11 protein-coding genes and 1 pseudogene are annotated in these 14,764 nt (G+C 70.7%); 7 read left to right on the forward strand and 5 right to left on the reverse strand.

Annotated elements, in window-relative coordinates:
• Positions 1-5: 5 nt before the first annotated feature.
• Both OG247_RS00920 and xylB read right to left on the reverse strand, forming a co-directional pair.
• Positions 6-1,217 (reverse strand): ROK family protein, encoded by a 1,212-nt coding sequence (locus tag OG247_RS00920; protein ID WP_327250330.1) that lies wholly within the window; start codon positions 1,215-1,217, stop codon positions 6-8.
• A gap of 13 nt (positions 1,218-1,230) precedes the next feature.
• A complete protein-coding gene (gene xylB / locus OG247_RS00925) occupies positions 1,231-2,661 on the reverse strand; it encodes a xylulokinase (protein ID WP_327250331.1) in 1,431 nt (476 codons plus the stop codon).
• A gap of 93 nt (positions 2,662-2,754) precedes the next feature.
• On the opposite strand from xylB, the gene xylA reads away from it, so the two are divergent.
• Positions 2,755-3,927: a xylose isomerase gene (gene xylA, locus OG247_RS00930; protein ID WP_327250332.1), complete on the forward strand. Its 1,173-nt coding sequence runs from the start codon at positions 2,755-2,757 to the stop codon at positions 3,925-3,927.
• Between the two features lie 253 nt (positions 3,928-4,180).
• Here the strand turns inward: xylA and OG247_RS00935 are convergent, their stop codons facing one another.
• Positions 4,181-5,614, reverse strand: coding sequence for a non-reducing end alpha-L-arabinofuranosidase family hydrolase (locus OG247_RS00935; RefSeq protein WP_327250333.1), 1,434 nt, complete (start codon positions 5,612-5,614; stop codon positions 4,181-4,183).
• Positions 5,615-5,876: 262 nt separating this feature from the next.
• Positions 5,877-6,500, reverse strand: a complete 624-nt coding sequence (locus tag OG247_RS00940; protein ID WP_327250334.1) for a hypothetical protein — start codon at positions 6,498-6,500, stop codon at positions 5,877-5,879.
• Positions 6,501-7,259: 759 nt separating this feature from the next.
• Here OG247_RS00940 and chvE point away from each other — a divergent pair.
• The 3 genes from chvE to mmsB all read left to right on the forward strand — a co-directional run bounded on the left by chvE (position 7,260) and on the right by mmsB (position 11,252).
• Positions 7,260-8,363, forward strand: coding sequence for a multiple monosaccharide ABC transporter substrate-binding protein (gene chvE / locus OG247_RS00945; RefSeq protein WP_327250335.1), 1,104 nt, complete (start codon positions 7,260-7,262; stop codon positions 8,361-8,363).
• A 102-nt stretch (positions 8,364-8,465) separates the two neighbouring features.
• Positions 8,466-10,013 carry a multiple monosaccharide ABC transporter ATP-binding protein gene (mmsA, locus tag OG247_RS00950; RefSeq protein ID WP_327250336.1) on the forward strand — a complete coding sequence of 516 codons (1,548 nt, stop codon included), beginning with the start codon at positions 8,466-8,468 and terminating at the stop codon, positions 10,011-10,013.
• A 3-nt stretch (positions 10,014-10,016) separates the two neighbouring features.
• On the forward strand, positions 10,017-11,252 hold the full coding sequence (mmsB, locus tag OG247_RS00955; RefSeq protein ID WP_327250337.1) for a multiple monosaccharide ABC transporter permease: 1,236 nt from the start codon (positions 10,017-10,019) through the stop codon (positions 11,250-11,252).
• Between the two features lie 236 nt (positions 11,253-11,488).
• Here the strand turns inward: mmsB and OG247_RS00960 are convergent.
• A pseudogene (locus OG247_RS00960) lies at positions 11,489-11,647 on the reverse strand (phytanoyl-CoA dioxygenase family protein); the annotation flags it as partial.
• Positions 11,648-12,346: 699 nt separating this feature from the next.
• On the opposite strand from OG247_RS00960, the gene OG247_RS00965 reads away from it, so the two are divergent.
• The 3 genes from OG247_RS00965 (at position 12,347) to OG247_RS00975 (ending at position 14,721) form a co-directional block, all read left to right on the forward strand.
• A complete protein-coding gene (locus tag OG247_RS00965) occupies positions 12,347-13,249 on the forward strand; it encodes an expansin EXLX1 family cellulose-binding protein (protein ID WP_327250338.1) in 903 nt (300 codons plus the stop codon).
• A 123-nt stretch (positions 13,250-13,372) separates the two neighbouring features.
• Positions 13,373-13,906 (forward strand): SigE family RNA polymerase sigma factor, encoded by a 534-nt coding sequence (locus tag OG247_RS00970; protein WP_327250339.1) that lies wholly within the window; start codon positions 13,373-13,375, stop codon positions 13,904-13,906.
• Positions 13,903-14,721: a hypothetical protein gene (locus tag OG247_RS00975; RefSeq protein WP_327250340.1), complete on the forward strand. Its 819-nt coding sequence runs from the start codon at positions 13,903-13,905 to the stop codon at positions 14,719-14,721. The genes OG247_RS00970 and OG247_RS00975 overlap by 4 nt, the downstream gene beginning before the upstream one ends.
• Positions 14,722-14,764 lie beyond the last annotated feature (43 nt).

Genomic DNA, 14,764 nt, shown 5'->3' on the forward strand with positions numbered 1-14,764 from the left:
ACCAGTCAGCGGATGGGCAGGCGGGCGGGATCAGCGATGATCTGCCGGACGGTCGACCATGCTGCGCCCAGCACCGGTCCGCGGCGCCCCAGGGCGGAGGGGCGTACCGCCTCCGGGTTCCAGGGCCGGACGGTGACCCGGGCGGCCAGTTCGGCGCGTACCGACGGGAGGAGCCAGTCGGCGAGTTCGGCGTAGGCGCCGCCCAGAACGAGGCCGTCCGGGTCGATCAGGTTCACCGCCGAGGTGAGGGCGAGGCCCAGGGCCCGTCCCGCGCGGTCCAGGGCGCGCAGGGTCGCGGGGTCCCCGGCGGCCGCCCGCTCGGCGAGCAGGGCCACCGGGTCGCCGACGGGTTCCAGCCCGGCCTCGCGCAGCACGGCCGCTTCGCCCGCGTACTGCTCCAGGCAGCCGCGTGCCCCGCAGGCGCAAGGGGCGCCCTCCGGGTGGACGGGCAGGTGGCCGAGTTCGCCCGCGAAGCCGCGGGCGCCACGGAACAGCTGCCCGCCGATGACCAGTGCGGCACCGATTCCGGCCTCGGCGGAGACGTGTACGAAGGTCTCGGCGGGGTTGCCCCGGTGCCACTGCTCGGCCAGCGCCCCGAGGTTGGCTTCGTTCTCCGGCTCGGGCGCGGTCTCGGGGTCGGGCCAGTGGTCGGCGGGGCGCACCGCCTGCCAGCCGAGGTTCGGCGCGTTCGCGACCAGCCCGCCCGGCGAGTTCGGCACCACCCCCGGCACGGCCAGGACGCGGCCCTCGACGCGCAGGCCGAGGGCCGCGGCCTCGGACTCCGCCTCGGCGCCCAGCGCGGCGGCCTCCGCCAGCACCTCTCCGGCCGGCCGGCCCGCGTTGGCCCGCTCCACGCGACGCCACACCCGGGGTTCACCGCGCAGGTCCACGACGCACGCGGCGAGATGGGTGACGCCGATCTCCAGGCCGAGGCCCGCGGGACCCCGGTCGTTCAGGGCCAGCGCCCGTCCGGGGCGGCCGACCCGTCCGCTGGGCGCGGTCTCCGTCTCGGTCAGCGCTCCTCGGCCGATGAGCTCGTCGACCATGGAGGAGACGGCCGGCCTGGTCAGGCCCGTGTGCCCGGCCACGTCCGCCCGGGAGAGCGGTCCGTGTGCGGCGACCACGCCGATCACCACCGCGAGGTTCCGCCGGCGCATCCCCTGCTGCGAGGCGGGCGCGGCCTCCGCGCCCCCGCTCGCCCTGCCGGTCCCCGTCATCGGCCCGACCCTCCTATCGCTCTCCCGGCGGGACCTCCTGCAAGGCCCGCGCCCGCCGCAGCGTACTGGTGATCCGTTCGAGCGTGTCGTCGTCACGGGGTACGGGCTCCAGTACCCGGCCCTCGGCGGTCCGCCAGCGCCGGGCGACGGCGTCGGCGGGCTCACCGGTGAGCAGTGCGGCGGCCTGGGCGGCGGCCCCGAGCGCGACCAGTTCCCGGGCCTCGGGCACCTGGACCGCTCGGCCGGACAGTCGCAGTACGGTCCGCTGCCAGGCCCTGCCGCGGGCTCCGCCGCCGATCAGCAGGAGTGGTTCGTCGGGGGCGGGGTTCTCGCCTCCGGCGCGCAGCACGTCGTCCAGGGCCGTGAGCAGGGCGTGGGCGGCGCCGTCGTAGGCGGCCTGGAGCAGCTGGCCCTGCGTCGTGTCGTGGCGCAGGCCGTGGACCAGGCCGGAAGCACCCGGGAGGTCGGGGGTGCGCTCGCCGTCCAGGTAGGGAAGCACCACCGCCGTGCCGCCTCCCTCGACGTCCTCCCGGTCGCGGCCGACGAGGGCGGCGAAGCGGTCCACGGCGAGGGTGCAGTTGAGCGTGCAGGCGAGCGGCAGCCAGCCGCCGAGGGCATCGGCGAAGCCGGCGACGGTTCCGCTCGGGTCGGCGGGCCGGGTCCGGCCGACGGCGTAGACGGTGCCGGAGGTACCGAGGCTCAGCACCGGACGCCCGGGGGTCAGGCCCAGCCCGAGGGCGGCGGACATGTTGTCACCGGTCCCGGTCGCCACCAGGGCGCCCTCGCGCAGCGGCATCCCGGCTCGGACGACGCCCGCCCGGGCGCCCGGCGCCAGGACCTGCGGCAGCAGCCCGGGGTCGAGGCCGATCCGGCCGAGGACGTCCTGGTCGTAGCCGTCCGGGCCCCACCAGCCGGTTCCCGACGCGTCACCGCGGTCAGTCACCGCCTCACCGGTCAGCCGCTCCGTCAGGAAGTCGTGGGGAAGCCGGACGGCCGCGACGCGGTCGGCGGCGGCACGCTCGTTCGTGTGCAGCCAGGCCCATTTGGCGGCCGTGAAGGCGGCCGTGGGGACGCTTCCGGTGCGGCGGGCGAGCTCTGCCGCGCCGAACGCGGCCGCGAGTTCGGCGGCCTGCGGGGCGGAGCGGACGTCGTTCCAGAGCAGCGCCGGGCGCACCGGCCGTCCGGCCGCGTCGAGAGTGACCAGGCCGTGCTGCTGGCCGGCGATCGAGCACGCGGCGGCGCGATCCGCCCAGCCAGTGCCCGCCATGGCCTTGCCTAGCGCCCGCCACCACTGTTCGGGGTCGCTCTCGCGGCCGGCGCCCTCACTGACGGTGTGTGCGGCGCGGCCCTCGCCCACGACGGCGCCTGTGTCGATGTCGACGGCGAGGGCTTTCGTGGACTGGGTCGAACTGTCGACACCGATCACGACACGCTGAGCAGACATGCGTTCCTCCGGTGGGGTTCCTTCTGGCGTCTCGGCATACTAATTTGTTTTTCGCCATTACAAATAGCCCTCGGCCCGGAACCGGAGCGCCTCATGACCAGCGACCCGCTCGTCCCCACCCCCGCGCACAAGTTCACCTTCGGCCTGTGGACCGTCGGCTGGCAGGGCCGGGACCCCTTCGGCGACGCCACCCGACCCGCCCTCGACCCGGTCGAGAGCGTGGAGCGGCTGGCCGAGCTCGGCGCCTACGGCGTCACGTTCCACGACGACGACCTGATCCCCTTCGGCGCCGGCGAGGCCGCCCGCGAGCAGGCGGTCAAGCGCTTCCGCACCGCACTCGACACGGCCGGGCTGAAGGTCCCGATGGCCACCACCAACCTCTTCACCCACCCGGTGTTCAAGGACGGCGCCTTCACCGCGAACGACCGGGACGTGCGCCGGTACGCGCTCCGCAAGACGATCCGCAACATCGACCTGGCCGTGGAACTCGGCGCCTCGGTCTACGTCGCCTGGGGCGGCCGCGAAGGCGCGGAGTCGGGCGCGGCCAAGGACGTGCGCTGCGCCCTCGACCGGCTGAAGGAGGCCTTCGACCTGCTGGGCGAGTACGTCGAGAACCAGGGGTACGACCTGCGCTTCGCGATCGAGCCCAAGCCCAACGAGCCGCGCGGCGACATCCTGCTGCCCACCATCGGCCACGCCCTGGCGTTCATCAACGAGCTGGAGCGGCCCGAGCGGGTCGGGCTCAACCCGGAGGTCGGCCACGAGCAGATGGCCGGGCTGAACTTCCCGCACGGCATCGCCCAGGCCCTGTGGCACGACAAGCTGTTCCACATCGACCTCAACGGTCAGACCGGCATCAAGTACGACCAGGACCTGCGCTTCGGCGCGGGCGACCTGCGCCAGGCCTTCTGGCTGGTCGACCTCCTGGAGTCGGCCGGCTACGACGGCCCCCGTCACTTCGACTTCAAGCCGCCGCGCACCGAGGACTCCGCCGGAGTCTGGGCTTCGGCGGCCGGCTGCATGCGCAACTACCTGCTCCTGGCGGAGCGCGCCCGCGCCTTCCGGTCCGATCCGGAGGTCCAGGCCGCGCTCGCCGCTTCCCGGCTGCCCGAACTGGCCCTCCCCACTGCCGCGGACGGCCTGGCCGGGCTACTGGCCGACCCGACCGCCTTCGCCGAATTCGACGTCGACGCCGCCGCCCGCCGCGGCATGGCCTTCGAGCAGCTGGACCAGCTCGCCCTCGAACACCTCCTCGGCGCCCGCTGAGCCGGTGCACCCAAGAGCCGGGCCGTGGCGTTCCACGGCCCGGCTCCCCTGTGCCTTGGCCGAACCGGAGCTGTAAGGGATAGACGCGGGCGAGATCGACGCCGGAGACAGAATGAGGAGCCCCAGCCGATGCGCGGCTGGGGCTCCTCGGTGCGGTGAGTATGGGTCAGCAGGTGGAGTTGCCCACGCCGTAAACCGCTCGTCTACACGTCGGCGGACCGCACCACATCGCGATCACCGTGGATCGGGCGGCTCAGCGCTGCAGGGTGAGCAGACCCGGCCGGTACGGCAGCTTCAGGTAGTCGGTGCCCTCCGGTGTGCTGGTGGGGAGGCCCTGGTAGAGGAACTGCAGGTTGCAGGGATCGATGGTCATGGTCTGGTCGGGGTTGTTGCGGACCAGGTCACCATGGCTGACGCCCTTGGCCCAGGTGGAACCGCTGTTGGCCTGGCCCGCGAAGGGGCTGCTCTCACTGCCGGCCTGGACGGTCCACGGACCGTTCAGGCTGGAGGCGGTGAACGAGCGGAAGTAGCGGTTCGAACCCTGCGCCTCAACGATCATGAGGTACTGGTTCTGGCCCTGGACCTTGTAGACCTCCGGCGCCTCGAACAGGAGGTCCGTCGCGTCGCTCATGATCGTCGTGTACGAGGAGCCGAAGTTGCCCGGGAAGTTCCCGATCGGCATGCTCGCCCGGTAGATCTTGCCGTTGTCAGCGGCGAAGAACAGGTACATGTTCTGGTCGTCGGCGATCATGGTCGGGTCGATCGGGGCGTCCTTCTGGCCCGGCGCGGGGCCCTCGGGGAGGCTGCCGGTGAACAGCGGCTGCGCGGCGGACCAGCCGTTGGGGTTGGTGGGGTCGCTGGACGTGCGGTAGTAGAGCGGCCACTGACTCCACTGGGAGACCATCACCCAGATGTTCTTGGGCGCGAAGTAGAACAGCTCGGGCGCCACCGCAGGCTCGTTCATCTTGGTCTGGGTGGCCGCCCCCATGTCCGACCAGTTCGTGAAGGGACTGAACGCCGTCGAGCCCCACGCCGTTCCGTTGGAGGTGGTCGCGTAGACCAGGTGCTTGCCGTTGTACGTAGTGGTGGAGAAGTCCTTCAGCGCGACCTGCCCGTTCGCCGGCTGCGCCAGCGGACCCGTCGAGGTCCACCGGTAGGTCGACGGAAGAGCACACGCGTTGCTCGCCCCGGACAGACCGGTCCACTTCTGGTTGCTGCCACCGTGGCACGACCAGAGCTGCACGCCCGTGCCGTTGGCCGTACCCCAGCCCGAGACCTCCAGGCACAGCCCGGACCGCACGCCGACGATCGTGCCGTCGGAGTTCACCCGCCACTGCTGGTTCTCGCTGCCGTTGCACGTCCAGATCTGCACCGGGGCCCCGGACGTGGTGGCGCCGCCCCGGACATCCAGGCACTTGTTGCCGTACACGGTCAGCTGGCTGCTGTCCGTCAACGTCCACTGCTGGTTGATTCCACCGTGGCAGTCCCAGATGTGCACGTTTGCGCCGTCGGTCTGGCTGAAGCCCGCCACATCAAGACAGCGGCCGGAGGCAACACCGCGCAAGTCGCTGGTGGTGGCCGCCTGAGCCGGGCTGGCGACGAGCAGCGCCGCCAACGCGGCCAGGGCCGCAACCGCGGCGGCGAGCACCGCGGACAGGCGTCTGCGGCTGGAACTTTGTCTGCGCATTGAGATCTCCTTTGTGACCGGATGGGCTGTCACACGGTTGAGGCAGGGGCGACCTGCCCTCGGCGCCTGCGGATCCGGCTGGATCGGGCACGGCGCGTCGGAGCGGCGACAAGGTGTGGCCCCCTGGGGGGACGCCGAGCGTTGTTAGCGCTAACAATTTGCAGCTCGCACATCGGCGTTGGAGGCAGGAGACCAGGGGCCTGAGCGACTGTCAAGATCTTCTGCAAGAATCCGTCGGATCGCTGAAGCAGAATCGGGACGGTCAACCGCACGGGGAGTTGGTGGAGTTGAGGCCCCCGTAAGTCGGCCTCAACCCGTAACGGCCCCGCACTGCCCACCTGAAGCCAAGCGGGTCTGCCGCGGACTGGAGCGGCCTGGAAGGGGCGTGTGGTCCGCGGATCACGGCCCAGAGGACATTGACGCGGCGCCGGGCGAGGGCGAGGGCGAGGACTGCTTGCCTGTGTCCTTCACCTTCCTTCCTCTTCCGGCCGCAGTACGCCTTGGAGACCGGGCAGAAGAATACGCCGACCTGCGCGGAGAGGCTGAGGGCCCGCTGGAGGCCTCGGTGGTAGCGGCGAGGTCCGCGCATGTTCCCGCCGACCTTCCCGGAGTCCCAGGGGACGGGTTGTGGGCGGCTACCGAGCGGGCGACGAGCTCGGCGGCCCAGCTCTTCGCCTCGCAGGGCGGCCATCTGGTTCCGGACAGCTTCCACGGCCCGGGCTGCGAGCGCGGCCGCCCCGCCGAGCTTGCGGTTGCGGAGCCATGTCTCCAGCCGCCTGACGCCCATGCGACGGATCGCGGCCCGGCCTGTGAGGTAGGCGACGGACTGGCCGTGGTTGAGGAGGAGACCGGTCGCCAGCGCGGCGATGCCGGCGCCCACGCCCACCGCACGTCACCCGGTAACTTCAGGACATCGCCGATGAGCTGGAGCAGTTCTGTCTCGTCGTTCATGACGCGGCGGGACAGCAGTCGGGCTCCATCGATCCCACGAATGAGCGGTCCGAACCGCAGTAAGAACGTAAGACCAGGCACCCAACCCCGGCCGCCCAGGTCGTGCACGGCGCGGTGGCCGAGACCGAGCAGCAGGTACGGTGCCTGGTGGCCGCCTCGGGGCCCGGATCTGTTCTCCACCACAGCCATGGGACCCTCGGCCAGCTGCTGGATCCGACCGCGACGTGCGGCACCGAACCGGCGGGCCGGGCGGGGCGGGCCCCTCGAAACCCCGTCACGCTCCCGTCCTCGAGCAGACGAGCGGTCGGCGGTAGGCGGTAGGCGGTAGGCGGTAGGCGGGCGGCGGTAGGCAGGCGGGGTGCCCAGGACCAAGATCCGGTCCACTCGTGGATACGCCTCACCCCAGCCGCAGGAGCCGCCGCTTGCGGTCAGACCGCCCCGGACGCGCTCGATGCGGAGGCGCATCGCGGAGAACGGCGATCCCCGCCCCGTCGTCGCCCCAACGGCGATCCGAACAGACCCTTGACGGCGCACTTGTGAGCGTTAACACTCAGGTATCGCCAGGCCGGAGCCGCCGCGAACCCGGACTTCACACAGTGCGAGGAAACGACTCCCGGCCGGCCCCGCTCGACCGCTTCCGGTTTCTCCCAACCGGGTCGCACCGTGCCGGTCGCGGAACATCACTGGAGGAACTGTGCGGAAGCTTTCAGCGGGCCTTGTCGCCCTGGGTCTGACGCTGTCGCTGGCAGCCTGCGGCCAGAGTGCCAACGGCGCAGGCGAGGGTGGGACCGCCGGGGGCGGCGGGGAGGCCAAAGGCGGCCTCGTCGGCATCGCGATGCCGACCAAGTCGTCGGAGCGCTGGATCAATGACGGCAACAACATGGTCAAGGAGTTCCAGGCCAAGGGTTACAAGACCGATCTCCAGTACGGCGACAACGTCGTGGAGAACCAGGTCTCCCAGGTGGAGAACATGATCACCAAGGGTGCCAAGCTCCTGGTGATCGCCGCCATCGACGGTTCCTCGCTCACCAACGTGCTGCAGAAGGCCGCCGACGCCCACGTCCCCGTCATCTCCTACGACCGGCTGATCCGCGGCACCGAGAACGTCGACTACTACGCGACCTTCGACAACCACAAGGTCGGCGTCCTCCAGGGCAGTTACATCGTCGACAAGCTCGGCCTCAAGGACGGCAAAGGCCCGTTCAACATCGAGCTGTTCGCCGGCTCACCGGACGACAACAACGCCACGTTCTTCTTCAACGGTGCGATGAGCGTCCTCAAGCCGTACATCGACGACAAGAAGCTGGTCGTGCAGAGCGGCCAGACCTCCTTCAATCAGATCGCCACGCTGCGCTGGGACGGCGGCCTCGCCCAGTCCCGGATGGACAACCTGCTGAGCAAGTCGTACACCGCCGCCCGCGTCGACGCCGTGCTCTCGCCGTACGACGGCATCTCGATCGGCATCATCTCCTCGCTCAAGGGCGTCGGCTACGGCGCCGGCCAGCCCATTCCCGTTGTCACAGGCCAGGACGGCGAGCTGGCCTCGGTGAAGTCGATCATCGCGGGCGAGCAGACCCAGACCGTCTACAAGGACACCCGCCAACTGGCCAAGGCGGCAGTTCAGATGGGCGACGCGCTACTGACCGGCGGCAAGCCCGAGGTCAACGACACCGGCCAGTACAACAACGGAGTCAAGACCGTACCGGCGCAGCTGCTCCAGCCGGTCAGTGTCGACAAGGAGAACTACCAGAAGGTCCTGGTGGACAGCGGCCAGTACACCGCGGACCAGCTCAAGTAGCCCACGGAGCCCGACCGACGGGTCCGGCGACGAAGAAACGGCGGTGCGACGCCCGCGGGACCGCCCGGCGCCGCACCGCCCCGACGATACGGATGCACAACCATGGCCCGACCCGTTCTCGAGATGCGGTCGATCAGCAAGACGTTTCCCGGCGTGAAGGCCCTCTCCGAGGTCAACCTGACCGTCGCCGCGGGTGAGGTGCACGCCGTCTGCGGTGAGAACGGCGCCGGCAAGTCCACGTTGATGAAGGTGCTCAGCGGGGTCCACCCCCACGGCGGCTACCAGGGCGAGATCTACTTCGAGGGCGAGCCCTGCAGGTTCCGGGACATCCGGGCCAGCGAACAGCGCGGCATCGTGATCATCCACCAGGAACTCGCGCTGGTGCCCTACCTGTCCATCGCCGAGAACATCTTCCTCGGCAACGAGCATGCCACCCGGGGCGTCATCAGCTGGCACAAGACGCTGACCCACGCCGCCGCACTGATCCGGCAGGTCGGACTCGACGAGAGCCCGCACACCAGGATCGCCGATCTCGGCGTGGGCAAACAGCAGTTGGTCGAGATCGCCAAGGCGCTCGCCAAGAAGGTCAAGCTGCTGATCCTGGACGAGCCGACGGCCGCCCTGAACGACGAGGACAGCCGCAAGCTGCTCGACCTGATCCTCGAACTCAAGGCACAGGGCATCTCCTGCATCCTCATCTCGCACAAGCTGAACGAGATCGCCCGGGTCGCCGATGCCGTCACCATCCTGCGCGACGGGCGGACCATCGAGACCATCGCGATCGATTCCGAGGGCATCTCCGAGGAGCGGATCATCCGTGGCATGGTCGGCCGCGACCTGGAACACCGCTTCCCCGAGCGTGCCCCCGAGATCGGCGAGGTGGCCTTGGAGATCGAGGACTGGAGCGTCCAACACCCGATCGACCACCGGCGCAAGGTGGTCGACGGCGTTTCCCTCAACGTCCGTCGAGGCGAGATCGTCGGCATCGCCGGCCTCATGGGCGCCGGCCGCACCGAACTGGCCATGAGCGTCTTCGGCCGCTCGTACGGGCGGTGGACCGGCGGCCGGGTGCGGCTGGACGGCCGGGAGATCCGTACCCGGACGGTGCCGGAGGCGATTGGGCACGGCATCGCCTACGTGACCGAGGACCGCAAGCAGCTCGGCCTCAACCTGGGCGACGACATCAGCCGGAACATCTCCCTGAGCGCCCTCGGCAAGGTCGCCCGGCGGGGCTGGGTCGACCGGCACGAGGAGGCGAGGGTCGCCGAATCGTTCCGGCGGACCATGAACATCAAGGCCCCCTCGGTGTTCGCGCAGACCGGCAAACTCAGCGGCGGCAACCAGCAGAAGGTCGTCCTGAGCAAGTGGATCTTCGCCGAACCGGAGGTGCTGATCCTCGACGAGCCCACCCGGGGCATCGACATCGGCGCCAAGGCGGAGATCTACACCGTCATCGCCGAACTCGCCGCCCAGGGCAAGGCGGTGCTCGTCATCTCCTCCGAACTGCCCGAACTCCTGGGCCTGTGCGACCGGATCTACACCATGGCCGAAGGCCGGATCACCGGTGAGGTCGACCGCGCGGAAGCCACCCAGGAATCCCTCATGCGGCTCATGACCATGAGCGCGGCATACCCCGACAAGCAGGTGTGAGGCATGGCCCAGACCAAGACCAACCCAGAGACCACGCCCCGCACACCAGAGCCCGGCCGACGACCGTCGGCCGGTGCCGTACTGGCACGAGCGCTGCGCGGCAACCTGCGCCAGTACGGGATGCTGCTCGCGCTGGCGCTGATCGTGCTGCTGTTCCAGTTCTGGACGGGCGGCATCCTGCTCCAGCCGCTCAACATCACCAATCTGATCCAGCAGAACGGCTACATCCTCATCCTGGCCATCGGCATGATGATCGTCATCATCGCCGGGCACATCGACCTGTCGGTCGGTTCGCTCGCCGCCTTCGTCGGGGCGGCCGCGGCGGTGATGATGGTCAAGCACCACGCGCCGTGGCCCGTGGCGCTGGTGGCCGCGCTGCTGATCGGGGCTCTCGCCGGAGCCTGGCAAGGGTTCTGGATCGCCTATCTCGGGATCCCCTCGTTCATCGTCACGCTGGCCGGCATGCTGCTGTTCCGCGGCGGAACCCAGATCCTCCTTCAAGGCCAGTCGGTGGCTCCGTTCCCCAAGGGCTTCCAGAACATCAGCAGTGGCTTCCTCCCCGCGGTCGGCCCCCACACCAACTACCACAACCTCACCCTGCTGCTGGGCTTCGTGGTGCTGGCCGTCGCGATCCTGCAGGAGGTGCGCGGACGGCGGCGGGCCGCCTCGTACGGGCTGGAACCGCTCCCGGCCGGACTGTTCCTGGTGAAGCTCGGCGCGATCACCGCGGCCGTGGTGGCCTTCACGTTGCTGCTGGCCAGCTACCACGGGGTGCCGATCGTCCTCCTGATCCTCGGCGTCCTGCTGGTCGGCTTCGGATACGTGATGCGCAACTCGATCCTCGGCCGGCACACCTACGCCATCGGCGGAAACGAGGCGGCGGCGAGGCTGTCCGGGGTGAAGAGCAAGCGGGTCGTCTTCCTCGCCTTCGTGAACATGGGCGTCCTCGCGGCCCTGGCCGGGATGGTCTTCGCCGCGCGACTCAACGCGGGTACGCCGCAGGCCGGCATCAACTTCGAGCTCGAGGCGATCGCCGCCGCCTTCATCGGCGGCGCCTCCGCGAGCGGCGGTGTGGGCACCGTCATCGGCGCGCTCACGGGCGGTCTGGTGCTGGGCGTACTGAACAACGGCATGTCGCTGGTCGGCGTGGGCACGGACTACCAGCAGGTGATCAAGGGCCTGGTACTGCTGGCGGCCGTCGGCTTCGACGTCTACAACAAGCGCAAGGCCGGATCCTGACCCCGAAGCCCGAAGCTCGGAGTCCGACCCCACCCCTCCTCGGCTCAGCGGCACCGCCCGGCCGCCCGCCCGAGGAGGGGTGCGGCGCCTGACGGGGATCCTTCTCCTGCGGCTCCGCTCGCGCGTCGACGATCCGCTGCCGCAGCACCGGCACGGCGTCTTGCCCCCGCTCGGGAAGGATCGCTCCGGTCGTCATGCCTGTGCCTCCGCGGGGCGATTGGAGACCCTGGTCAGGCGTCGCTGTCGTTGCGCCGGCCCTCGTGCCAGAGGCCGTGGTGCAGAAGCACCACCGTCACGGCCGGACAGGCCAGTCGGTCCTGGCCGCGCAGGTTCTGGTAGCGGCCGGTGTCGGACTCGTTGATCCGCCGGAGGTGGCTGCCCGGCACGGTGAGCGACGCGGCACTCGCCCACCTTGACGAGCCACCCGCTCTCGCCCCCGTCGGCATCGGCATGCACGGCCCGGTCGGCCACGTGGACGTGTTCTCCCTGCCCGGATCTCTGGCAGCTCCATCTGTACGACCACCAGGCCGATTTGACGGTGGACGGCACGGAGTACGCGATCCGCCCCGGCCAGGTCAGCCTGGTACCGCCCGGCGCCGAGGTCCGCCATCGCTACCGGGGCCGGTCCTCACACCCCGACGTCCACCTCCGCCTGGGCTCAGGTGGAACTCCGCGCAGCGTCCCGGTGATCCAGGACTCCGGCGCCGAACTCACGTGCCGACTGCTCAGTTGCGGCAGGCATTGGCCGCCTGGCCGAGCACCCCGTCTCTGCGTGCCCGCCGTCGCCGCGTCGGTCGGCATTCCCGACCTCCAGGCGTTCAACAAGGCCTGTCGCCGCGCACTCGGAGCCTCTCCTCGCGACATCCGTGCCGCCCGACCCGTTTCCCCGCACTCCCTCGCTCAGTGAGCGGACCGATGCGGGACACCGCTGCCCGGCCGCCCTGAAGGACCCGCCGCGCGCCTGCTTCCCACCGTCGGCAACCTTTTCGCGTCCTGCGGCGACAAGGCAGTGCACCTCGACTCGGATCTTCGAACGGACGGACATGCAGACTGCACGGCAGGCCGCGCGGCAGCGCAGGCGCAGACACAGGCTGATGCTCGGTACAGCGGTGATACTGACCGCCGCGGGCGTCCTCTTCTGCCTGGTGACGGCCATGCTCCCCGGCCCCAAGGCCAGGGCCGGCGCTGGGGCCGACGTGGCCGCCCCCGCCGCCACCCGTACGGGAGCCACGCCCTCGGCCCCGACGAGCCCAGCACCCCCGGCGTCCGGCTCGCCTACCGCGGCGACCCCGAGCGCGACCGCCGCGACAACCACCGCGGCGGCGGCGCCCCCGCCTGCGGCGAAGAAGACCCCACCGGCGGCATCCACCCCGGCACCGTCGGCAGGACGCATCCGGCCGGATACCATCTACAAGGGCGTCGCCACCGCCTACGCCGCCGCCGACGGCAACGGCGCCTGCCTGTTCGGCCCGAGCGACGACCTCATGATCGCGGCGATGAACGCCACCGACTACGAGTCGTCCAGGGCCTGCGGCGCGTACGTGCGCGTCCGCGCCGCGAACGGCGCCTCGATCACGGTCCGGATCACCAACGTATGCCCGCTCCCCTGCGCGCCCGGACAACTGGACCTCAGCGAACAGGCCTTCGCGAAACTGGCCGAGCTCAAGGTCGGCCGCATCCCGATCACCTGGAGCCTGGTGAGCCCCCGCACGTCCGACACCCTCTCCCTCCGGTACAAGACCGGGTCCAGCGCCCACTGGTGCGGCATCCAGGTGATCGACCACCGGAATCCGGTCGCACGGCTGGAGGTACGCACCAGCAAGGGCTGGCGGAAGCTGCCCCGTACCGACTACAACTACTTCCTCTCCGCCGACGGCGGTGGGTGCGGCGGCGCGATAAGGATCACCGACATCTACGGAGAGCAGTTGACGGTCGACGGGACCGCGCTGCTGCCGAACGTCGCACAACCGACCAGGGTCCAGTTCGCCGCGCACTGAGACTCACCGCGGCGGGGGCAGAGCCGGGGCACGCCGCATCGGCGCGCCCCGGCCAACCGGGCACTGGTACGCTGCCGCCCGGATGTTAGCGCACACATTTTGCGGAGGGGACGACCAACGGACATGGTCCTCGATGACGCGTCCGCGGAGTTCCACGACTTCTTCGAACGCCACTACGCCGAACTCGCCCGGTTCGCCCGTCTCCTGACGGGCGAGGCGGACGGGGCCGACGATCTGGCCGCGGACGCCCTGATCGCGCTGTGGCAGCGCTGGGACCGGCTGCGCCAGGCCGAGTACCCGCTCGCCTACGCCCGTGGCGTAGTCGCCAACCTGGCACGGTCGCGGATCCGCAGCACGGTGCGCGAGCGCCGCCGGATCGCCCTGTTCTGGTCCCGCGGTGCGGAGCCGTCGCACGGTCCGGACGTGGCCGCCGTGGTGGACGTGCGGACCGCTCTCGCCCGGTTGCCGTTCCGGAAGCGGTCGTGCGTGGTCCTGCGGCATGCCTTCGACCTGTCGGAGAGGGACACCGCTCTGGCGCTCGGAATATCGGTCGGTACGGTGAAGAGCCAGACCTCGAAGGGGATGGCCGAGCTGGAACGGATGCTGGGCAGCACAGGAGCAGCCGGGGAACTGTTGGCGGGGAGGAGGAGCCGTTGAACGAGGAACTCACCGGGCGGCTGCGCGCGGCCGCCGAGGCCCACCAGCCCGACCGTGCCCGGATCCTGGCACGCGTGGAACGCGGCATGTCCGGTGCCCCCGTCCGCCACCGCGAGTCTTCGGGCGCGAGGCCCTGGCCCAGGATCGCGCTCGCTTCCCTGGCAGCGGCCGGCACTCTGGCGGTCGGCGGCTTCGCCGTCGCCGCCATCGTCCAGTCGCCGCCGGCTCGGCCGGATGTCTCGGCCACCCCCGCCGCGCCATCCGCGCCGTCCGTGCCGTCCGGGACTCCCCGGCCGACACCGCCGACACCATCGGCGCCCGCCACCGGCCGCCCGACCACGCCGGACCGTTCGTCCCCGACGGGCCCCAGCCCTTCGGCATCAGGCGCCGCGGGCTCGGCCCGGCCGGGCAACGCGCACGTCCAGGACGGGCCTCTGTCGTCGGCCGGCTCCTTGGGCACGAACAGCAACAGCTTCTGGGCGCAGAGCAACATCACCCTGAAGTCCACCCAACCGCTCACCGCACTCACCGTGGAACTGCGCATCACACAGACCGGCGCGGTGCAGAGCACCGGCAGCTGGCGGACGCTGCCCGCCGAGGACTTCACCGTCACCGTACAGAACGAGGGCGGAGCAGTGGTCTACCGCTGGATCCTCAAGCCGGGCCGCACGGTACCGGCCGGACAGCATGTCTTCGCCGGCCAGTACAACCACGCCGCCGGCGCACGCGAGGTCGAGCACGACGGCTACCGCGTCGACGCCCACGGTCCCCGCGGCGCCCTCTCGGTCTGGGGCGGCTTCACCCCGGCACGATGAGGCCGTGCCGCTTCGCCGGCCCGTGGGTGGACGGCGCGGACCG

Origin of the sequence: Streptomyces sp. NBC_01244, assembly GCF_035987325.1 — a bacterium.
Lineage (GTDB): Bacteria > Actinomycetota > Actinomycetes > Streptomycetales > Streptomycetaceae > Streptomyces.

Bases quoted from the DNA above. Each gene is read 5' to 3' on its own strand.
- OG247_RS00920 (WP_327250330.1), bottom strand. From the start codon at position 1,217: ATGACGGGGACCGGCAGGGCGAGCGGGGGCGCGGAGGCCGCGCCCGCC.
- xylB (WP_327250331.1), bottom strand. From the start codon at position 2,661: ATGTCTGCTCAGCGTGTCGTGATCGGTGTCGACAGTTCGACCCAGTCC.
- xylA (WP_327250332.1), top strand. From the start codon at position 2,755: ATGACCAGCGACCCGCTCGTCCCCACCCCCGCGCACAAGTTCACCTTC.
- OG247_RS00935 (WP_327250333.1), bottom strand. From the start codon at position 5,614: ATGCGCAGACAAAGTTCCAGCCGCAGACGCCTGTCCGCGGTGCTCGCC.
- mmsA (WP_327250336.1), top strand. From the start codon at position 8,466: ATGGCCCGACCCGTTCTCGAGATGCGGTCGATCAGCAAGACGTTTCCC.
- mmsB (WP_327250337.1), top strand. From the start codon at position 10,017: ATGGCCCAGACCAAGACCAACCCAGAGACCACGCCCCGCACACCAGAG.
- OG247_RS00965 (WP_327250338.1), top strand. From the start codon at position 12,347: ATGCTCGGTACAGCGGTGATACTGACCGCCGCGGGCGTCCTCTTCTGC.
- OG247_RS00970 (WP_327250339.1), top strand. From the start codon at position 13,373: ATGGTCCTCGATGACGCGTCCGCGGAGTTCCACGACTTCTTCGAACGC.